Below are 20,414 nucleotides of genomic sequence, written 5' to 3' on the forward strand. Positions count from 1 at the left end.
CACGGCGTTGCCGAAGTGGCTCAGCGATTGCGTGGCCATTGGGAATTCCGCGGCCGTAAGAGACCGAGTTGGAACATTGAATCCGCCCTGAGGAGGCTTTATGAATTCCGTGCCATACCTCGTCGCCCAGATGACGACGTCAGGCATCATCATTGTGTCTCTTCTCATGCTGTGGCTCCTGGTCAAACCGACGAGCGGCACACAACGCCGCCTATTTAGTCGGCATACTCTCCTGTTGCCCGTTGAGGTCGATGGCAGAAAGTCTGTGAAGGCATTCACGCACAATCTTTCTCTCGGCGGCTGCCGCATCAACGGCCGGCTCACCGTGAGGCGCGGAGAACGTGTCGCGCTTCAGCTGCATGTACCCGGCAGTGAAGTACCGATTGCCGTTGAACGAGCCGCTGTCCGTTGGGCAGACGGAACCGACTTTGGTCTCCAATTTGTGTCGGTTGAGTCGGGCGAGCGAGAACGTCTCCGAGGGTTACTTCAGTGGGTGAGCAACAATCAGTGAGGCGGTCACAAGGTAGCGCTCGATTCGGTCGATTCGGCTTGCCTCGAATTTCGTGCATGCGTGGCCGCACCCTCTTACCGTCGCGCTTGCCCTTTGATCGCCCGCTCTACTTCCCGACCGGCTTCTCTCGTCTTGATCGCTTCCCGGCGATCGTACTGCTTCTTGCCCTTGGCGAGCGCCAGCTCCACCTTTGCCTTGCCCTTTTCAGTGAAATAAATCCTCAGGGGAACGAGCGTGAGCCCTTGCTGCTGCGTCCGGCCCAAGAGCTTGTTGATCTCCTTCCGATGGAGCAGCAGCTTTCGCGATCGGTCCGGATCGTGATTCATGATATTGCCGTGACTGTACGGGCTGATGTGGCAATGATGGAGCATGACCTCGCCGTGGTCCACGCTCGCGTAGCTGTCCCGCAGATTGACCTTCCCCTCGCGTAACGACTTCACCTCAGTCCCCTTGAGCACGATCCCCGCCTCGAACTTGTCCTCAACGTGGTAGTCGTGAAAGGCTTTGCGGTTGGTCGCCACGACTTTTTCGCTCGCATCTTTCGCCATGCGGCCATGATAACACGGGAGCCCGGCCGTCACTATGTAACCTTGACGGGTTGCGCGCCCACGCCTAAGATCGGCCCATGTCGTCCTTTATATCTTTGGCGGCGGCACTCGACGGCGTAGCGAACCGCTTAGGGCTGAGCGCGAAGCTGGCCGAGCAGCGGCTGGTGCGCGCGTGGCCGCAAATTGTCGGCGAACAAATTGCCGCGCATACGCGACCCGAGAGCATCCGATTCAAGAAACTCTATCTCATCGCCCGCAATTCGATCTGGCTACAACAACTGTCGTTCTTGAAGCCGGAACTGATCACGAAGGTGAATGCCGCGAGCGGCCAGGAGCTCATCACCGATATCGCGTTGCGCGTCGGTGAGGTAGGGGAGCCGCACGTCGAGGCTCAGGCTGAGGAGCTCAAAGAGCGGCCCGCATCGCCTCCTTCACCTGAGCTTCTGGCTGAGGCGGCCGATCATGTGGAAGGCATTGGGGATGAAGAATTGCGACGGCAGTTTACGGACGTGATGGCGCGGGCGCTCGCTCCGCGTGGTTCATCTTCGCATCGACGATCGGTCCCTTGAACAGTAGCCGGGAATACGCCGCTGTCGCCGGGCTCTCCCTTCCCGCCATGACCTGGTCGATCGGGCCGATGCGGCCTTCCTCCCCTGACTCATCCAGCCGGTAGTATCCTCGTACCGCTTTCTCAAACGCTTCACGCAGTGCCCGGTCATCCGGTGCATCAGACCCGCCCTCGGCGACATACCGGTGTAGCATCTCCGCCTCCGCCCACGCATCGTGGGTGAAAATATAAATGGTCACCCGTTCGTAGCGGCCTCGCGGGTCGTCGGGCGTCGTCGGGCGGATTTTCATTTTGCCGAAGTCCTTCTCGCGGGCAATCTTTTGAAAGCGGGTGATGAGGGCCTCCAACTCGGTGTCGCTCGTGTAAACCGGCACGTGGACCGCGACCGCAGTCCCCTCTTGAGCCCCGATGCTGTACGGGGGGATCGAGCGATCGGGTCGCGTCAAGAACATGCCTCCCCAGATCAAGGCAAAGGCGCCGAAAAACACGCCCAGCGCCATCTTGACGACCGTGTCGAGTTTCTTCTTCTGGTGCGCCATACGACACGCCGCGGGCCCGGCCCTTTCCTCGGCGCCCGGCCCGCAATGCTCATATTGAATAGTGACTGTACGGGAGGGCCGGCCTCAGAGACAAGGCCGGCTCAACGAATCGAACTCTCGCGGCTGGTACTACGCTTCGTCCTCGGCAGCCCCGTTGCCCGCCTCGTCGCGGTCGCCCGTATCGGCCAGGCGCGCCACGCCGACGACCCGGTCGTCCGGTTCTTCCATCTCCAAGAGCCGGACGCCTTGCGTGTTGCGCCCCACCTCACGGATGTCGTCGACCTTGCAACGCAGGATCTTGCCTTTGGCCGACATGATCATGATTTCGTCTTCCCCGCGCACCTGCACGAACCCGATCGCCGGCCCGTTGCGCTCCGTCGTCTTCACACTGATGATGCCCTTGCCGCCGCGGCCCTGCACGCGGTACTCGGTGACCGGCGTGCGCTTGCCGTAGCCCCCTTCCGTCACGGTCAGGATGGCCGTCGTCGAATCGGGCGTGATCGTCTCCATCCCGATCACGACGTTGCCTTCCTCCAGCGTAATCCCGCGGACGCCGTGAGCCGTGCGGCCCATCGGGCGGACTTCGTCCTCCTTGAACCGGATCACGATTCCCTGTCGGGTGCCGAGGAGGATTTCGCGTGTCCCATCCGTGATCTGTACGCCGATCAGCTTGTCTCCGTCATCGAGCGAGATGGCAATGATCCCCCCGGCGCGCGGGTTACTGTAGGCCGACAGCTCGGTCTTCTTGATGATGCCCTGACGCGTCGCCATCACGACGAACCGGTCGTCGCGGAACTCCTCCACCGGCACGCAGGCCGTCACCTTCTCATCACCGGACAACGCGAGCAGGTTCACCATCGCCTTGCCCTTCGCCGCACGACCGGCTTCGGGAATCTCGTGCACCTTCAGCCAATAGACCTTTCCGGCACTCGTGAAGAACAGGAGATAGTCGTGCGTGGACGCGGTAAAGAGGCTCTCGACGAAATCCTCTTCCTTGACGCCCATGCCGATCTTTCCCTTGCCGCCGCGTCGCTGCGCGCGATAGAGCGACACGGGATTGCGCTTGATATAGCCGGCATGTGTCACCGTCACGACGACTTCTTCTTCAGCGATCAGGTCCTCGAGGTTGATTTCCGCTTCCTCCGGGACGATCTGCGTGCGGCGCTCGTCCTTGTACTCTTCGCGGATCGCCGTGAGCTCGTCTTTGATGATCTTGCGGACGAGCGCTTCGCTGCCGAGCACCGACCGCAGATATTCGATGCGCTTCAGAATCTCCTGGTACTCCTCGATCAGCTTGTTGCGCTCCAATTGGGTCAGGCGTTGGAGCCGCATGTCGAGGATCGCGTTGGCCTGCAGTTCGCTCAGTTGGAATTGCCGCATCAACCCCGTCCGCGCCACGTCGGGTGACTGTGAGCGGCGGATGAGCTGGATGACGGCATCGAGATGCTCGATCGCAATCTTGAGACCTTCGAGGATATGGGCCCGCTCCTCGGCCTTGCGAAGCTCAAAGGCCGTGCGGCGGACCACCACCTCGCGGCGGTGATCGACGAACGCCTCCAAAATCTGCTTGAGGTTGAGTACCTCCGGCCGGTTCCGGACGAGCGCCAGCATGATGACGCCGAACGTCGTCTGAAGCTGCGTGTGCTTGTACAGATTGTTCAGGACGACCAGCGGGATCTCTCCCCGCTTGAGCTCGATGACGATACGGGTGCCCTCGCGATCCGACTCATCGCGCAGGTCGGAGATGCCCTCGATCTTCCTGTCCTGAATGAGCTCGGCGATCTTCTCGATCAGGCGAGCCTTGTTCACCTGGAAGGGGATCTCCGTCACGATGATCCGCTCCCGGTCGGTCCGCTCGTCAGTTTCGATCGCCGCCTTCGCGCGCAACGTCAGCAGGCCCCGCCCCGTCTTGTACGCGTCCTTGATGCCTTGCTTGCCGTAGATGAACCCCGCGGTTGGAAAGTCCGGCCCCGGGATCTTCTTCATGAGCTGCTCGATCGTCGTCTCAGGATTGTCGATGAGCAGCATCAGGCCGTCGATCACCTCGGCCAAGTTGTGCGTGGGAATATTCGTGGCGTAGCCGACCGCAATGCCATTCGCGCCGTTGATCAGAAGATTCGGGACTTTCGCGGGCAGGACCAGCGGCTCCATCCGCGACTCATCGTAGTTCGGTCCGAAATCGACGGTATCCATATCGATGTCGGCGAGCATCTCCTCGGCGAGCTTCGTGAGCCGCGCCTCGGTGTACCGCATGGCGGCCGGGGGATCGCCATCCACGGAACCGTAGTTTCCCTGGCCATCGACGAGCGGGTAGCGCATGTTGAAGTCCTGCGCCATCCGCACAAGCGTGTCATAGATCGCGGAATCGCCGTGGGGATGGTAATTCCCCATGATCTCGCCGACGATCTTGGCCGACTTGCGGTACGAGCGGTTGTGGGCCAGCCCCATCTCATTCATGCCGAACAAGATGCGGCGATGCACCGGCTTCAATCCGTCGCGCACGTCAGGGAGCGCCCGTCCCACGATCACGCTCATCGCGTAATCGAGGTAGGAGGAGCGCATCTCGTCTTCGATGTTGATTTGGATCAGGCGTTCATCTTGCGGCATCTATACCCTCACGGCTGCTGAAACTGGCGACATTGCACACCCTCCCTACCCCGCGCACGCCAAGACGTGCGCCTTCCCGGGCTTCGTTCTCGCGTCGTCAACATCCTCAACATGCGCCCACGGGAACAGAGCCTGTCTTGGCAGGCTCGGGGCTGGGCGGGTGAGAAAGGACGACGCCCGCGGTGTTGACTTCGGCTGCGGCCTTGTTAGATGGCCAGTTTGAGCAGCCTTTCTGGCGAATTGGGAGGATCTATCGGACCAAAGGGAACTAACGGACCCCACGGACTCAACGAATCACGATTATACGTCGAGATTTTTCACTTCGAGCGCGTGCTGCTGGATGAAGTTTCGGCGCGGCTCCACTTCGTCGCCCATCAGCGTCGAGAAGATGTCCTCGACGCCCGCAATGTCTTCCAGCTTCACTTGTAAGAGCGTCCGCGTATCCGGGTTCATTGTGGTCTGCCAGAGCTGATCGGGATTCATCTCGCCGAGACCTTTGTAGCGCTGAATGCCGATGCCCTTCTTGCCGGTCTCCAAGATCGCGCGCACCAGCTCGGCGGTGTCGCGATACTCGGTCTCGGTGTCGCCCACCTTCATCTTGTACGGCGCACTGCCGACGCCGATCGCGGACGGCGCCAAGCGTTGTAGCTCCCGGAAATCTGCGGAGCCGACGAGGTCGTGCGTGATCTCCAAGCTATGGACCATGCCCCCGCTCGGGATGCGGCACACCAGCTTGTGCGACTGGTGCTCTTCCTCGAGCGCCATGTCGATCTGAATCGCGTCCTTCGCCTTCGGGTAGACGAGCGTGAGTGTCTTCTTCGCGTTGGCAATGACCTTCTTGAGCGCGGTCGGATTCTTGAGCATCTCGCGGTCCAACGTCGGCTCATCCACGAACGCGCGGAGGATTCCGGTTTCATGCTGTTTCTTGCCCAGTCGGCCCAAGAGCCCCTCGAACGCAATCAGCTTTTTCAAGAACGGCAACAGGCGCCGCCCGGTCACGTACCCGTCGGCGTAGGCCAGGTAGACTTGGACTTCCTCGACGGCCAGGTCGGACAGATACTCGTTGAGCGCGGGCTCATCCTTCAGGTAGCGCTCCGTCTTGCCCTTCTTCACCTTAAAGAGCGGCGGCTGCGCGATGTAGACGTAGCCGCGGTCGATCAACTCCGCCATTTGGCGATAGAAGAAGGTCAGCAGCAGCGTGCGAATGTGGCTCCCGTCCACGTCCGCGTCCGTCATCAAGATGATCTTGTGATAGCGGGCCTTGGCAATATCGAAGGCTTCCTTGTCGTCCTTGCCGGGCGCGGCATCTTCGCGCTTGCGGCCGATCCCGGTGCCGAGCGCCATGATCAGCACGCGGATCTCTTCGCTCGAAAGCATCTTGTCGAACCGGGCCCGTTCGACGTTCAAAATTTTGCCCTTGATCGGCAGGATCGCTTGGAACTTTCGGTCGCGGCCCTGCTTGGCGGACCCACCTGCCGAGTCGCCCTCGACGATAAAGAGCTCACTGCGCGCCGGGTCCTTCTCGGAGCAATCGGCCAGCTTGCCGGGCAGCGAGCCGGCGTCTAGCGCGCTCTTGCGACGGATCAACTCCTTGGCTTTCCGCGCCGCTTCCCGCGCCCGCGCAGCGTCGATCGCCTTCTGGATAATCTTGCGCGCGACGGGTGGGTTCTCTTCGAAGTAGGTCCCGAGCGCCTCATTGACCGCCGCCTCGACAATGCCCTTGACCTCGCTGTTACCCAGCTTGGCCTTGGTTTGGCCTTCGAACTGCGGATTCCGCACCTTGACGCTGATGACGGCCGTGAGCCCTTCCCGCACATCGTCGCCGGTCAGCGACTCCATGTCCTTCTTCAGCAGATCGTTCGCGCTCGCATAGTTGTTGATCGTGCGCGTCAACGCCGCCTTGAACCCGACTAGATGCGTACCGCCTTCCCGCGTGTTGATGTTGTTCGCGAACGAGAAGAGGTTCTCGGCGTATCCGTCGTTGTACTGGAGCGCGACCTCCAGGATCATGTCGGGCTTTTCGACTTCGACGAAGATCGGCTTGTGCAGCGGCGTCTTGGCCTCGTTCAAATGCTCGACGAATTCCTTGATGCCGCCCTTGTACCGGAAGGTCTGTTCTTTTTCCTTGCGTGCATCCTGAAGCGTGATCGCGAGCCCCTTATTGAGGAACGCGAGCTCCCGAAGCCGCTGCGCGAGCACGTCGTAGCTGAATTCCAGCGTCTCGAAAATTTGCCCATCCGGCTTGAAGGTCACCTTCGTGCCCCGCCGTTTGGTCTTGCCGGTCGCTTTCAAGGGTGCGAGGGGCTTCCCGCGCTCGTAGCGTTGTTCGAACACCTGACCGTCCTGCCAGATCTCCAACTCAAGCCATTCCGAAAGCGCGTTGACCACCGAGATCCCGACGCCGTGGAGGCCGCCCGAGACGGTGTAGGCGCCTTGCTCGAACTTGCCGCCCGCGTGGAGGACGGTGAGGGCGACCTCGGCGGCCGATTTCTTTTGCGTCGGATGCATGCCGGTCGGAATCCCGCGTCCGTTGTCGATCACCGTCACGCTGCCATCGATGTGGATCGTCACCTCGATCGCCTCGCCGAACCCGGCCATGTGCTCATCGACGCTGTTGTCGACGACCTCGTAGACGAGATGGTGCAGTCCCTCGGGGCCGGTACTGCCGATGTACATCGCCGGCCGCTTGCGCACTGCGTCGAGACCTTCCAGCACCTTGATCTGATCGGCGCTGTAGCTCTCCGACTTCCTCGGCGCCTCGCTCTCCTGACCCTCTTTATCCTTCGTCGCCATTCTTCTCCTAGTTATAAGGAATAGAAAGGACGCTCAAAATGCCGTCCAGCAAGGCCGCAGGGTGGGCGGTGACCGAGGCGTACATTTGGAGTACGCCGCAGGGAAACGCACGACCGAGAACGCCGCTGGAGGACATTTTCAGCGTCCGTCACACTTTGATCGGCATGACCACGCACGTGAAGCCATGATTCCCCGGCTCCCGGATCAGGCACGGGCTCAGCGGGGTTTCCATCTGCAGCGAGACCGACTCTCCGTCGATCACGCTCAGCACATCGAGGAGATATCGCGCGTTGAACCCGGTCGTCAGTTCGGCGCCACTGTTTTTAGCCGGCATCTCTTCGGTCGCCTCCCCGAAATCCGGGTTACTCGAAAACAACGTGAGTCGATCCGAGCCGAGCGTCACCTTGACGGCGTTCGTCTTGTCGCGCGACAGCACCGCCACCCGGCGAAGCGCGCCCTCCAATTCGGCCTTGTCCAGGAGCGCAGTCTTGCCGGTCTCTTTCGGGATGACCTGCTGGTAGTTCGGATAGTTTCCTTCCATGAGCCGCGACGTCAGCAACAGGCCGCTCTTGCGAAAGATCATCAGATTTTTCGTAAAGCCGATGAGCGGCTCGCCGTCGCCACCTTCCTCCAACAGCCGCCGAATCTCATGGGCGGCCTTCTTCGGAATGATGGCCTTCATCTCCTTGGGCGCGTCCTTCGGCATGGAGGCACTGATGTCCTGTTCGGCCACCGCCAGCCGGTGCCCGTCGGTGCCGACGAGCCGCAGCGTGGCCTTCTTCTCGGACGCCAACAACATGATGAGGAGCCCGTTCAGGATGTAGCGCGCATCGTTATCGCCGACCGCGAAGAGCGTCTTACGGATCAAATCGATCAGTCCCACGCCGGCCAACGGCGTGAGGCTCTCGCGGTCGATGGCCGGCATCTGCGGATACTCGCTGCTCGGGAGGCCGACGATTTTGAATTGGCTTTTGCCTGCCCGTATCGTCGTCCATTTGTTCTCGCTGACCGTAAGCTCGATCTCGCCGTCCCGGAGTTCCTTGAGTATCTCGTACACCTTGCGCGCTGACACCGTGACGCTGCCTGGCTCCTCGACCGTCGCCTTGTAGAGGCCCCGCATGCCGATCTCCAAATCCGTGGCGAGGATGTCCACGCCGTCAGATTTGGCTTCCAACAGGATGTTGCTCAGGATCGGCATCGTATTGCGCTTCTCCACGACGCCTTGCACCCGTTGGAGGCCGGTCAAGAGTTCGTCCCGCGAGATTCGTACCTTCATGAGGGTCTCCTCTTCTTCACATGATCCACGATCACACGTCGGCCGCCGCCACCTGGGTCTCAGCCCTTCGTAATGTGCTCTTTCAGTGTGTCCAGCGTCGTTTTGAGGGTCATATCCGTTTCTTTCGCTTTTGCGATCTGCTTGCACGCATGAATGATCGTCGTGTGGTCTTTGCCGCCGAAGTGGCGACCGATCTCGGGGAATGATGCATTCGTTAATTCGCGGCACAGATACATGGCGATCTGCCGTGGATGTACCAAGGTCTTGCTGCGGCGGCGCGATTTCATTTCCGAAATTTTCACATGGAAACGTTCGGCGACCGCTTCTTCGATGTCGTCCATCGTGACGACCTTCTTCTTGTCCCCAATGATGTCGCGCAACACGTTCTTGGCCATGTCCATCGTGATCGGCTGGCCCGTCAGGGAGGAATACGCGCCCAAGCGCACCAGCGATCCTTCGAGCTCACGAATATTGCTCTTCATCGTCGTGGCCAAGAACTGAATGACCTCCTCGGGAAGCGCAATCCGCTCATCGTCGGATTTTTTCCGAAGGATCGCGATCCGCGTCTCAACGTCCGGAGGCTGAAGGTCGGCGATCAGCCCCCATTCGAACCGGGAACGAAGCCTCTCCTCCATATCGGGCATTTCCTTCGGGAACCGGTCACTCGACAGCACGATCTGCTTCTGCGCTTCATACAGTGTGTTGAACGTGTGGAAGAACTCTTCCTGCGTGCGCTCTTTTCCGGCGAGAAATTGCACATCGTCGACGAGCAGCATATCGATGTTCCGATAGCGTTTCCGCAGGTCGATCATCTTGTCGTAGCGGATCGAGTTGATGACCTCGTTCGTAAATTGCTCGGTCGTGACGTAGGCAATCCGCATATCAGAGCGTTCGGCGAGATGGTTCCCAATTGCATTTAACAGATGGGTTTTCCCCAGGCCGACGCCTCCGTAGATGAACAGCGGATTGTAGGCCTTGGCCGGAGCATCGGCCACCGCGCGACTAGCCGCGTGCGCGAATTGATTACTGGCCCCGACTACAAAGCTTTCAAACGTATACTTCGGATTTAAATGCGCCGTCTTGCGCAAGCGTGTCGGCGGAGCCGACCGCGCGGCATTGCCTTCCGCCGGGGATGATTTCTCGGCCGGCTTTCCGTTCGTGACGAACGTGATGACCAATTCCCGTCCTTCCCGTCCGGTTGCCGACGCGAACGCCTCGGACAAAAGATCCCCGTAGTGCTCGGTCAGCCATTCGCCAAAGAAGCGATTCGGGACTTCCACGCGGACTGATGAATCATCCACACCGTTGAAGTGCAACGGCAAAAACCATGTATCGAAGATCTGTTTGGGGACTCGGCTCTCAATGTGCGCTAACGCGTCTTCCCAAACTCCTTCGACTCTCATGATCCCATCCTCCACCTTATGCACAAGTTTATTAACACCTGTTGATAATTGATCATTCGCGCGGTATGACAGCCTGTGGAAGACATGCACAGGAAAAGCGCTCGCCCTGAATCGGTCCCTCAGTCTGTGCCAGTTTCCCTGAGTTACCCACGACCAATCCCGTGTAATCCCATGCCGACCCACAGGTCAGCCCCCAGCGCGGCCCCACCGGACACTGCTCATCAAGTCCTTGTCTCATCATACTATTTCGACACTGTCCCCAGCTTCCCCCGACACTACGACTCCTTCCTACTACTCCGAAGTTTCTGTATCGAGACGGAACTGGAAGAAGAAGAGTCATACAGCCACAACCGTATCGGCCTCGAAAATCATGCGTAGCAAATCCGCATAGCCAATCGTTGAAGGGGCCTGCATTTCAGATTTGGTCGGATTGTCGCTCAGCACGTAACTCCGACAGCCTGAAGGAAGCTCGACGGTTTTCGTCTCGTGCAACAACACCACATCGATCTGCTCGGCAGGGTCTGGAACTGGAATCAACCGGGTCGCTGAAGGGGACACCGGATTGATGAGATAGAGGACCTTGCGCATTATTGAATCAAAACACTAACACCCGATCGGCTGTACCGATCCAGTGCTGAATCTCAGTGAACGGTGCCTCACGGACCGCAAAGCCAGGCTCCAATCCGAAGCGGTCGATCGCACCGGGCTCCACGAGAAACGAGATTTCCAGTTCCTTCAGGACGGGACGGTGCTTGTCGAGAATCTCCGCGTCAACCAGGTCGTCATATTCCTCGCTCAGTAATTGTCCTGCCTCGTTCAGCAGTACGACACTGACCGGATTCGGTCCCGTCGCGAGGCCGAGCGCAATCCGGAGTCCTTCCACAGCCCGGCCGGATTTGCGAGGATCTTGTCGAATGACGACAACGATGCGAGGGGACACGCAACTCCGCTAGTTGAACGCCACAAATCGGTCACACCCGTTCATCATGTTCGAGAGGATCACCAGCCCGCATAACTGGATGCCGGGATCAACATGATCCATCGAGACGCCGTGCTGCTGGCAGCCGTAGGCGCAGGCAAACAGTTTCGCCCCCGCGTGTGAGAGAGATAGGAGCTGTGGGTCAGCGATGTTTTTGACCCCTTCGTCGATGAGGTAGAGATAGACATCCACCCCGGAACGCAACCCTTCTTCGCAAAGCCGAGAGACGGTTGTCACATTCGGATGGGACGGCGGGGTGGATAAGAGAATGCCGAGCTTCTTTTTCTGCATAGAAATCCACAGGATGAATCAAGAAAGCTCGAATGGTGTTAGTTATTGATATGCCGTGGAAAAATTACTCTGTTGGGCATCGGATGTCAACTGCAAAATCCGCTCGGAAAGGATGCTAGACGCGTCTGTCGGCGAGCCGCTCGACGATCACCGCGAGAGGAACTTCCTGCTGCTCTTTCGTACGCATGTTTCGGAGGATCGCTTGCCCCTTCACTGCTTCGTCATCCCCGATGATGACCGTGATCGTCGCTCCCAATCGGTCTGCTTGGCGCAGGTGCGCTTTGAGCGATGTGGCACGCGTATCCATATCAGCGTGGAGGCCGGCAGCGCGGAGGTCATAGAGTACCCGGGTCCCGGCAAGGACACCATGAGCACCGAAGGCCGCGACCGCGATACGTGGTGGCGGCTCAGGCACGCTGGAATCGAGCAGCATGAGGGAGACGCGCTCGAGGCCGACGGCGAAGCCGACGGCCGGCGTCGCGGGTCCGCCGAGCGTCGCCACAAGACCATCATACCGCCCTCCCGCTCCTACGGCATTCTGAGCTCCCAGATGCTGAGAAGTGACCTCAAACGTCGTGAGGGTGTAATAATCCAATCCGCGGACGAGCCTCGGATTGATGGTGTAGGGAATGCCCAAGTCCTTTAACCCCGCCAGTACCTGTTCAAAATGCGAACGGGATTCGGCGGAGAGCGAGTCGGTAATCCGCGGCGCGTCGGCCGTGGCATCTCGGCAACCCGGCGTCTTGCAGTCGAGCACACGCAGTGGATTCGTCGCCATCCGCCGTCGGCAGTTCTCGCACAGGTCCTCGCGTCGCTGACCAAGGTACTCGACCAGGATAGCTTTATACGAAGTTCGATCCGCTGCGGTCCCGAGACTGTTCATCTCCAGCGTCAGACCGGGCAGGTTCAGCGCAGTCAAAAACCGCCAGAGGAGCGCCACGACCTCCACGTCGGCGAGGGGACTCGAACTCCCGAACGATTCGACACCGTACTGGTGAAATTGACGCAGCCGTCCGGCTTGCGGGCGCTCATGGCGAAACATCGGACCGAGATAATAGAATTTTTGCTGAAGCGGCTGGGACGCCAGATTATGCTCGATGTAGGCGCGGACGACGCCGGCGGTCCCCTCTGGGCGCAAGGTCAGTGACTTGCCGTCCCGGTCTTCGAACGTGTACATCTCCTTTTCGACGATGTCGGTGCTCGCTCCGATGCTCCGCGCAAACAATTCGGTGACCTCGAAGATCGGCACACGGATTTCCTGAAAGCCGAACGTTTCCGACAGACGACGAGCCGTGCCCTCGATGGTCTGCCACCGACGAAGTTCGTCAGGGAGAAGATCTTTGACGCCCTTGATCGCGTGAATCATGGCCGATTTCTCGACGGGTCAGGCACTATAACGAGCCGTTTGCGAGCAAGTCAACGAAGCCCATGGCGCGTGCGGCCGTACCGGCTTGAACGCACCGAAGCCGACGGACTATAGTCCAGTGCGTCACAACGAGGACAAGGAGTCAGCATGCAAGACGGACCATCGCGGCGGGTGATCGCCGTTGCACCCATGCCCCCGGAGAAAGCCGCCTACGCCCTGGCTCGGTACAGCCGCTCTTCCGATTCCATCGAAGAGAGCCTGCGGTGGGTGCATAGCCATTCGTCTGAGAAATTCTGGGAGCAGTTTTATTTCGCCTACGGCCATGGTTCGATCGCCGATCTCGGTCACGTGACGATCTGCTTCGAGCAGATCTCCGAATTGGCTGCGATCCGGTTGGAGGACGAACCTCTCTGGGACGGTCAGGCAAAGTCCAGCCGATATCAGAATTTCGGCCCGAGTGGGTGCTATGTGCCGGACGGCATTCGCGGGACGGAGACGGAGGGCGCTTATCGCGGCATCTTCGGCAGCCTGTTCAACGCGTATCAGCTCCTGCATGAGCCGGTGAAGCGGTTCCTGGAGGAGCGCACGCCGCGCCCGGACACGATGAAAGCGACCGAGTACGAGCGTACGATCGCCGCACGCGCCTTCGATATCACGCGCTACCTGCTGCCGCTCGGCGTGCGGACCAACGTGGGGCAGGTCGTGAGCATCCGGACGCTGGAGAAGCAGATCATTCGACTGCTGTCCTCGCAACTGCCCGAGCTGAAGATGATCGGGGAGGAGCTGAAGGAAGCCTGCCGGCGACCGCCGCTCAATCTGTGGGGTGAATTGAATGGCCAGGGCAACGGAGCCGCCGAGCCGCTGGCGCCGACGCTCGCCCGTTATGCGGAGCCGAGTGCCTATCAGGCGGAAGTCTATACCGATCTTGCGCGCTATGCCAAAGAGACATTGAGAGTGATGGAGCTTGCTGCGAGGCTGAGCGGGGAATCGGCGCCCCTCGTCGATCTCCTCGATCCGCACGACGCGCTGGACGAGGTCGTCACCACCCTCCTGTATCGTGTCAGTCATCTCCCGTATCGCGCAATCCTTCAGCATGTCCGCGACTGGACGGAGAAGCAAAAACACGAGGTCATTGAGGTCGCGCTGCGGAAGCGGGGGCCGTACGATGAGCTGATCAAAGAATTTCGCTCGGGCTACGCCTTCATCTTCGACGTCCTAATGGACATCGGCGGCTGGCGGGATCTGCACCGGCATCGCCGCTGCCAGCAGGTGCAGCAGAACTTTACGACGCAGCATGGCTACGATGTCCCGTCAGCACTAACGCAGGCCGGCATGGAGCGCGACTATCGCGATGCGATGGACGCCGTGCGGCGCGACATCGAGCAGTTGCGGACCTCGCATCAGGAGGCGGCGCTCTACGCCATTCCTTTCGCCTTCAAGGTTCGGTGTCTGTTCAAGATGGACTACGCCGAGGTCGAGTACATCTCCCGTCTTCGTTCCGGGGTCAAGGGGCACTGGTCGTACCGGACCGTGGCCTGGGAAATGAAGCAGACACTGACACAGCGGTATCCCTTCTTGGGAGAACGGATTGCGGCGACGGCACCGGATGAAGAGGACCGGTTGACACGATGACCGTGCAGGACGAAACAAAGTCAGGGAGCGCCGAGCGGTTCCTGTTGGAGGCCGAGCAGGCGATTCTCCGCAGCGACTGGGCAGGCCTCGAAACAGCGGCACACGGATGGCTGAGCAGGGTCACGAGCGGCTCGGACCCCCGGCCGCATTTCGCGCTCAATGTCGTCCAGCTCATCAAGGCGGATTTCGGGGCCGCCTGGCAAACGCATGCTAAATGTCTCCAGGAGGCAGCGGACATCGAAGCCGTCCGAACCTGGGTGGAAGGACTGCTGCAGCAACACCAGGACCGTGCGCCGGTGCATCTCGTCGTTGGCCTGTTCTTGGCCCAGTCCGGGAAATCCGAGCAGTCGATCGCCCGCTACAAGGACGCCATTCGCCTTGATGCGACCAGCCCCTACGCGCACTACTTTCTCGCACAGATTTACGAACGTTCGGAACGCATGGAGATGGCGGTCAAGGCCTATCGCGAAGCGGTCAAGCTCGATCCCAGGTATGCCGCGGCACGCACCAACCTGGGCGTCGCCTACCAGCATCAAGGTCAGCTCGAACTCGCCATTCCACAATACCGAGAGGTCATCAAACTCAACCCGAATGACGCGATCGCTCACGCGAATCTGGCCTGCGCGCTCGCCGAGCAGGGCAAGATCGAAGCCGCCGTTGCCGAGTACAAGGAAGCGATTCGACTGAACCCGCGCGATGCGGAGCTACACTTCGCGCTCGCCGGTGTGTATGAGACCAAAGGCCGGCAAGACCTCGCACTCCGCGAATACGAAGAAGCCATTCGCGCCGATGAGCACTTCGCGCCGGCCCGCACGGCGATCGGCTGGATTCAATACAACAAGGGCCGCCTGATGGACGCGATGGAGACCTTCAACCGTGCGTTGAAGGACAATCCGGAGGATGCCAGCGCCACGCTCGGCCTGGCGCGCATCTACGGTGCGCGGGGGAAAACCGAAATGTCGATGGATCTCTATGCCAAGGCCGTCAGGCTGGAGAAAGACCCGGAAAAGAAAAGCCAGATCATGAACAACCTGTTCAAAGAAGGCGGCACCTTCGACGGATGAAAAGGAGCGGGCAGACCTTGGAGAGGGTCTTGTGCTCGCAGAGCGCGCACGCTCAGAAGGTGCTCGCCCCGGGAAAGGGCGCGTCTTGGCGCGCCTGGGGGTGGGTGGATGAAATAGAACGCGCAGTGAGACCCTCCCAAGGCCTGCCCCATTCCACAATCAGTCATGCCGGCCGCTCAAAATTTCCGGTAGCGAGGCCGCAGGGAGGGCAGATGCCGAGGCGTACTTGGGGTGGTACGTTGAGGCAGATGCGCGACTGAGAACGAAGCTGCCGGGAATTTTCAGCGGCCGGCCTACAGGTCGCGGATCGCGCCCTGTAACACCGTAATCTGCGTCACCGGGTCGCCCGATTTCTTCAACTCGGTCCGAATCTGCTCTTTCAGATATGACGAATAGCCGACTTTCTGGACGAGGAGTTCGAGGAATCGGTCGGGGGCTGCGAGCGTCTGTGCCTTCAGTTCGGCGATTGTCTCGTCAGTGACCGGCACGTAAGTAGTCCCGACGTGCAGAATCACATTGTAGTGTCGGTCGGTGCCGATCCGTTCAAATCGTACGCCTTTCACGATCACCTCTACCCAATGGCCGTATTTTAGAGAAGCCCCCCGGCAAAGCCAAGGACCCGCAATCTTGTAGTGATCATTTCCATACGGCCATAATAGATCATGCAATCACGATTGCGCCGTTTAGAAGAATTGCAATTCGACAACGCGTACGCTCGATTGCCCGACGCATTCCACCGCCGCCTCGCGCCGACGCCGTTTACCGCGCCCAGCTACCTCGTGAGCTTCAACGCAGAGGCTGCGGCGTTGCTCGACCTCGATCCAAAAGAAGCCGAGCGACCAGACTTCATCGACTACTTCGCTGGACGACGACGCTTGCCGGGGTCCGATCCGGTGGCCATGGTGTACGCAGGCCATCAGTTCGGCGTGTACGTCAGTCAGTTGGGAGACGGGCGGGCGATTCTTCTCGGCGAGGTGCGGAACCAACGCGGCGAGAAGTGGGACCTTCACGTGAAGGGAGCCGGCCTCACGCCATTCTCCCGCGATGGTGATGGCCGGGCGGTGCTCCGCTCCACCATCCGCGAATATCTCTGTGGCGAAGCCATGCACGGGCTCGGCATTCCCACTACACGTGCGTTGTGCATCATCGGGAGTGAGGAGAAGGTCTGGCGGGAGTCGATTGAGACCGGCGCGATGCTCGTTCGGCTGTCCCCGACGCACGTCCGCTTCGGCTCGTTCGAAGTGTTCTACTATCGCCGGCAATTTGAACATCTGACTCGGCTCGGTGAATACGTGATCGGGGAGCACTTCCCGCACCTCGCCGGGCGCTCGAACCGGTACGCCGAGCTGTTTGCCGACGTTGTGGCTCGGACGGCTCGACTCATCGCGCGGTGGCAAGCCGTCGGCTTTGCGCACGGGGTAATGAATACCGACAATATGTCGATCCTCGGCCTCACGCTCGATTATGGCCCGTTCGGCTTCATGGATGAGTACGACCCGGGGTTCATCTGCAATCATTCCGATCACCACGGCCGCTATGCGTTTGATCGCCAACCCTACATCGCGCTGTGGAACCTGAGTTGCCTTGCGCAGGCGCTCTTGCCGCTCGCCGCCGAGGAGCCGCTGAAAGAGGCGTTGCGGACGTACGAGCCGACCTTCAAGCGCGAATACGATCAGTTGATGCGGTCGAAGCTCGGACTTCGGGAGGAGCGGCCGGACGATGATGCGTTGGTGGCCGACCTTCTGGCTTTAATGCATGCATCTCGCGTGGATTACACGATCTTCTTCCGGGCGCTGGCGGGGTTTTCCACGCAGCCGGGCGCGGCAAACGAAACGCTTCGCGACTTCTTCCTCGATCGCGAAGGATTCGATCGATGGGCCAGCCGCTACCGCGACCGTCTGCTGGGCGAGGGGAGCGATGATCCGGAACGGCAGGAGCGGATGAAACGAGTGAACCCGAAGTACGTCTTGCGGAACTATCTGGCCCAGCAGGCGATCGGGTTGGCGACCGAGAAGCAGGACTACACCGAGATCGATCGTCTCCTCACGCTGCTGCGCGATCCCTACGCCGAGCAACCGGAGATGGAGCACTACGCCGGGCCACCACCGGATTGGGGCAAGCGCATCGCGGTGAGTTGTTCATCCTAAAAATTTCCTTAGAGGCGGTCCGCAAAGAGCCACGGCGCGTCGATCGCGCGCCGCGCTTCATAGCGTGCGATGTCGGCTTCGTGCTCCAGCGTCAAGCCGATCGAGTCGAGGCCTTTCAATAGGCAGTCCTTTCGGAACGGATCGATGTCGAATCGATAGACGCTGCCTTCCGGCGTCCGAACCGCCTGGCTCGGCAGATCGACAGTCAGCCGATACCCGTTCTGTGCCGCCACCGCCTGAAACAACGCCTGCACCTCTTCGGGCTTGAGCACGACCGGCAAGATGCCGTTCTGAAAACAGTTGTTGTAGAAAATGTCCGCGAAACTCGGCGCGATGATGCAGCGGAAGCCCTGATCGAGGAGCGCCCATGGCGCGTGCTCCCGGGATGACCCGCAGCCGAAGTTGTCCCGCGCGAGCAGGATCGTCGCGCTCCGGTAGCGAGCCTGATTCAGAAAGAACGATGGATCGGGCGACCCGTCGGGACGCCGCCGCCAGTCATAGAACAACCCTTCCCGCAAGCCCGTTCGCTTGATGGTTTTCAAGAACTGCTTGGGAATGATCTGATCGGTATCGACGTTGACCCGATCGAGCGGGGCGACGAGACCGGTGAGTATGGTGAACGGCTCCATGGCTCCTCCGTGGGATGCTGAAAACGACCTCCAGTTTCGTTCTCGGCTCGCCAGCATCCTCAACGTAGCGCAAGGCTACGCTTCCGGTGCTGAACTCGCCTGCGGCCTCGCTGGAAGGCCGTTTTGAGCATCCCTAAGACCAGTGACGGATATCGACGAAATGCCCCTCCACCGCCGCCGCAACCGCCATGGCCGGCGAGACGAGATGTGTGCGGCCGCCGGCGCCCTGGCGACCCTCAAAATTGCGGTTGCTGGTCGACGCGCAGCGCTCGCCGGGTTGGAGCACGTCCGCGTTCATCGCCAGACACATGCTGCAGCCCGCTTCCCGCCATTCAAACCCGGCGTTCCGGAAAATCACGTCCAAGCCTTCGGCCTCCGCCTGCTTCTTGACCAACCCCGAGCCCGGGACGACCATCGCATGGACACCGGGAGCGACTTTCTTGCCCTTGGCGTACTGCGCGGCCAACCGAAGGTCTTCGATGCGTGAATTCGTGCAGGAGCCGATGAAGACTTTATCCAGCTTGATCTCGGTAATCGGCATGCCGGGTCGGAGCGCCATGTATTCGAGCGCGCGTTCCATCGCGCGCCGCGACTTCTCATCCGGTAAGTCGCGCGGGTGGGGCACTTTGCCGTCGACCGCGACCACCATGCCGGGGCTCGTCCCCCAGGTAACTTGGGGAGCAATGTCTTCGGCCCGCAGCTCGACGGTCTTGTCGTAGCTTGCGCCGAGGTCCGATGGCAGTTGCCGCCACGCGGCCATTGCTTGATGGAACAGAGCGCCGGTGGGTGCGAGCGGACGTCCCTTGATGTACGCAAACGTCGTCTCATCAGGCGCCACCATGCCGGCGCGCGCACCGGCTTCGATCGACATATTGCAGAGCGTCATCCGGCCTTCCATCGTTAGCGCGCGAATGGCGGAGCCCGCGTACTCGATGACGTACCCCGTACCGCCCGCGGTGCCGATCTTCCCGATGATCGCGAGAATGATATCCTTGGCCGAGCACCAGTCGGAGAGCTTCCCCTCCACGCGCACGACCATCGTTTTCGGTCGCGTCTGAATCAGACATTGCGTCGCCAAGACGTGCTCGACTTCGCTGGTCCCGATCCCAAAGGCCAACGCGCCGAACGCGCCGTGCGTCGAGGTATGGGAATCACCGCACACGATCGTCATCCCGGGCAGCGTAAAGCCGTGTTCGGGGCCGATGACGTGCACGATCCCTTGTCGAGGATCATTCATCCCGAACAGCCGGATGCCGAACGCTCGGCAATTCTCTTCCAACGTTCTGATTTGCGTCGCGCTGATCTCATCCGCAATCGGCAACCGCCGGTCGGTCGTCGGCACATTGTGATCGGGCACGGCCAGGACGGTGTCCGGCCGGCGCGGCCGGCGGCCGGCCGCGCGCAGACCCTCGAAGGCCTGGGGGGAAGTCACTTCATGGACGAGGTGTCGGTCGATGTAGAGCAGCGTCGTCCCGTTGCTCTCACGGACGACGTGGGCATCCCAAATCTTCTCGAACAACGTTTTCGGCATAGGTCCTCAGTACACCGTGGCGAGGGCCGAGTATAACAACTTTCGATTTCACGGCGAAAGTAGCGGTGCGACGATCAGCGGGTGACGTATTTCGTCAGGCAAATCAGGTCGAGGCGGTTGTAGTGATTCGGTAGCACGCTTTCCGGGCGATAGCCGAGCCGCAAGAATAAGCCGACGTTCCTGGAGGTCTGCAGCATGGTACAGACGTAGAGCTTATGGCAGTCCGTGACCGTCCGTTCGATCTCGTGCATGAGATCTTTTGCGATCCCGCGTCCCTGAAACGTGGGGCTTACGGAAAGGAGCCGGATCACGCAGACACCGCCCACGACCCAGAATCGGACCGACCCGACAATGGCGCCGTCCGATTCGGCCACGAGGATTTTCTTTTCTCTGGCGTCACGCGTGACGTCTTCGAGGGTTTCCCTCGTCCAAGCCGTCGTCTTGTACAGGCCTTCGTATTCGCCGAACGCGTCGCGCTGAACGGCGAGGATCGAAGGGAGATCCTGCTCGGTCGCTGGCCTGATCGTCAC

At 60.4% G+C, this 20,414-nt stretch carries 19 protein-coding genes; 5 read left to right on the top strand and 14 right to left on the bottom strand.

Going from position 1 to position 20,414, the window contains the following annotated elements:
* The first annotated feature begins 100 nt into the window (after window positions 1-100).
* On the top strand, window positions 101-511 hold the full coding sequence (locus AC1U7K_RS17465) for a PilZ domain-containing protein (RefSeq protein WP_480253025.1): 411 nt from the start codon (window positions 101-103) through the stop codon (window positions 509-511).
* A gap of 74 nt (window positions 512-585) precedes the next feature.
* Here AC1U7K_RS17465 and smpB read toward each other — a convergent pair whose 3' ends face one another.
* Entirely contained in the window at window positions 586-1,059 is a 474-nt protein-coding gene (smpB, locus tag AC1U7K_RS17470) for an SsrA-binding protein SmpB (protein ID WP_480253081.1), read from the bottom strand.
* Between the two features lie 77 nt (window positions 1,060-1,136).
* On the opposite strand from smpB, the gene AC1U7K_RS17475 reads away from it, so the two are divergent.
* Window positions 1,137-1,628: a DciA family protein gene (locus AC1U7K_RS17475; protein WP_480253027.1), complete on the top strand. Its 492-nt coding sequence runs from the start codon at window positions 1,137-1,139 to the stop codon at window positions 1,626-1,628.
* Here the strand turns inward: AC1U7K_RS17475 and AC1U7K_RS17480 are convergent.
* The 9 genes from AC1U7K_RS17480 to hisS all read right to left on the bottom strand — a co-directional run bounded on the left by AC1U7K_RS17480 (window position 1,561) and on the right by hisS (window position 12,881).
* Entirely contained in the window at window positions 1,561-2,166 is a 606-nt protein-coding gene (locus AC1U7K_RS17480; protein ID WP_480253029.1) for a hypothetical protein, read from the bottom strand. The genes AC1U7K_RS17475 and AC1U7K_RS17480 overlap by 68 nt on opposite strands.
* A 129-nt stretch (window positions 2,167-2,295) precedes the next feature.
* Window positions 2,296-4,773 carry a DNA gyrase subunit A gene (gene gyrA, locus AC1U7K_RS17485; RefSeq protein ID WP_480253031.1) on the bottom strand — a complete coding sequence of 826 codons (2,478 nt, stop codon included), beginning with the start codon at window positions 4,771-4,773 and terminating at the stop codon, window positions 2,296-2,298.
* A gap of 300 nt (window positions 4,774-5,073) precedes the next feature.
* Complete coding sequence (gene gyrB, locus AC1U7K_RS17490) at window positions 5,074-7,566, bottom strand: DNA topoisomerase (ATP-hydrolyzing) subunit B (protein ID WP_480253032.1); 2,493 nt, start codon at window positions 7,564-7,566, stop codon at window positions 5,074-5,076.
* Window positions 7,567-7,714: 148 nt separating this feature from the next.
* Window positions 7,715-8,842, bottom strand: a complete 1,128-nt coding sequence (gene dnaN, locus AC1U7K_RS17495) for a DNA polymerase III subunit beta (protein ID WP_480253034.1) — start codon at window positions 8,840-8,842, stop codon at window positions 7,715-7,717.
* A gap of 59 nt (window positions 8,843-8,901) precedes the next feature.
* Complete coding sequence (gene dnaA / locus AC1U7K_RS17500; RefSeq protein ID WP_480253036.1) at window positions 8,902-10,245, bottom strand: chromosomal replication initiator protein DnaA; 1,344 nt, start codon at window positions 10,243-10,245, stop codon at window positions 8,902-8,904.
* 336 nt (window positions 10,246-10,581) lie between these two features.
* Complete coding sequence (locus tag AC1U7K_RS17505) at window positions 10,582-10,833, bottom strand: hypothetical protein (protein ID WP_480253037.1); 252 nt, start codon at window positions 10,831-10,833, stop codon at window positions 10,582-10,584.
* Between the two features lie 7 nt (window positions 10,834-10,840).
* On the bottom strand, window positions 10,841-11,185 hold the full coding sequence (locus AC1U7K_RS17510; RefSeq protein ID WP_480253039.1) for a hypothetical protein: 345 nt from the start codon (window positions 11,183-11,185) through the stop codon (window positions 10,841-10,843).
* 9 nt (window positions 11,186-11,194) lie between these two features.
* The gene (locus AC1U7K_RS17515; protein ID WP_480253041.1) at window positions 11,195-11,515 is read right to left on the bottom strand and encodes a DsrE family protein; all 321 of its coding nucleotides are present in this window, start codon (window positions 11,513-11,515) and stop codon (window positions 11,195-11,197) included.
* Between the two features lie 115 nt (window positions 11,516-11,630).
* Window positions 11,631-12,881, bottom strand: a complete 1,251-nt coding sequence (gene hisS, locus AC1U7K_RS17520; protein ID WP_480253043.1) for a histidine--tRNA ligase — start codon at window positions 12,879-12,881, stop codon at window positions 11,631-11,633.
* Between the two features lie 147 nt (window positions 12,882-13,028).
* Between hisS and AC1U7K_RS17525 the strand changes: the two genes are divergently transcribed.
* Both AC1U7K_RS17525 and AC1U7K_RS17530 read left to right on the top strand, forming a co-directional pair.
* Window positions 13,029-14,513 carry an FAD-dependent thymidylate synthase gene (locus tag AC1U7K_RS17525; RefSeq protein ID WP_480253044.1) on the top strand — a complete coding sequence of 495 codons (1,485 nt, stop codon included), beginning with the start codon at window positions 13,029-13,031 and terminating at the stop codon, window positions 14,511-14,513.
* The gene (locus AC1U7K_RS17530; RefSeq protein WP_480253046.1) at window positions 14,510-15,577 is read left to right on the top strand and encodes a tetratricopeptide repeat protein; all 1,068 of its coding nucleotides are present in this window, start codon (window positions 14,510-14,512) and stop codon (window positions 15,575-15,577) included. The genes AC1U7K_RS17525 and AC1U7K_RS17530 overlap by 4 nt, the downstream gene beginning before the upstream one ends.
* Window positions 15,578-15,870: 293 nt before the next feature.
* On the opposite strand, the gene AC1U7K_RS17535 is transcribed toward AC1U7K_RS17530, so the two are convergent.
* Window positions 15,871-16,140 carry a hypothetical protein gene (locus AC1U7K_RS17535; protein WP_480253048.1) on the bottom strand — a complete coding sequence of 90 codons (270 nt, stop codon included), beginning with the start codon at window positions 16,138-16,140 and terminating at the stop codon, window positions 15,871-15,873.
* Window positions 16,141-16,251: 111 nt separating this feature from the next.
* On the opposite strand from AC1U7K_RS17535, the gene AC1U7K_RS17540 reads away from it, so the two are divergent.
* Window positions 16,252-17,724, top strand: a complete 1,473-nt coding sequence (locus AC1U7K_RS17540; RefSeq protein WP_480253082.1) for a protein adenylyltransferase SelO — start codon at window positions 16,252-16,254, stop codon at window positions 17,722-17,724.
* Between the two features lie 8 nt (window positions 17,725-17,732).
* Here the strand turns inward: AC1U7K_RS17540 and leuD are convergent, their stop codons facing one another.
* The 3 genes from leuD to AC1U7K_RS17555 all read right to left on the bottom strand — a co-directional run bounded on the left by leuD (window position 17,733) and on the right by AC1U7K_RS17555 (window position 20,414).
* The gene (gene leuD, locus AC1U7K_RS17545) at window positions 17,733-18,353 is read right to left on the bottom strand and encodes a 3-isopropylmalate dehydratase small subunit (RefSeq protein ID WP_480253049.1); all 621 of its coding nucleotides are present in this window, start codon (window positions 18,351-18,353) and stop codon (window positions 17,733-17,735) included.
* A 133-nt stretch (window positions 18,354-18,486) separates the two neighbouring features.
* Entirely contained in the window at window positions 18,487-19,884 is a 1,398-nt protein-coding gene (gene leuC / locus AC1U7K_RS17550) for a 3-isopropylmalate dehydratase large subunit (RefSeq protein ID WP_480253051.1), read from the bottom strand.
* Between the two features lie 74 nt (window positions 19,885-19,958).
* Window positions 19,959-20,414: a GNAT family N-acetyltransferase gene (locus AC1U7K_RS17555; protein WP_480253053.1), complete on the bottom strand. Its 456-nt coding sequence runs from the start codon at window positions 20,412-20,414 to the stop codon at window positions 19,959-19,961.

The organism is Nitrospira sp. Vd2 (assembly GCF_979581665.1).